The sequence below is a fragment of the Mesorhizobium sp. M7A.F.Ca.MR.362.00.0.0 genome, from assembly GCF_004023175.1.
Classification (GTDB): Bacteria; Pseudomonadota; Alphaproteobacteria; order Rhizobiales; family Rhizobiaceae; genus Mesorhizobium.
Map to the genome: position 1 here is coordinate 1 of NZ_RZTF01001190.1, position 224 is coordinate 224.

Here is a 224-nt window from a genome sequence, read left to right on the forward strand (position 1 = left end):
CTTCCACTGAATTCCTGACAATTGAAAAGTGATCAACATTGTAATGGCCATGAAGAGTATCATTATGGTGATTTATAATTTGTTCTGCACGTAAAAAATCATTGTCTGTTGTTGAATGAGCGTCGCCTACTAATGTAACGTCAAAGCCATTGACAGTGGCTGTTCTAACGGCTGTATCTATGCAATGCTGTGTTTTACAACCAGCAATAACGATATGTTTTATG

1 protein-coding gene is annotated in these 224 nt (G+C 37.1%); it reads right to left on the reverse strand.

The window, feature by feature from the left end:
• Positions 1-224 (reverse strand): isochorismatase family protein (locus EOC06_RS39590; protein ID WP_128310222.1); only part of this gene is annotated, 224 nt, incomplete at both ends.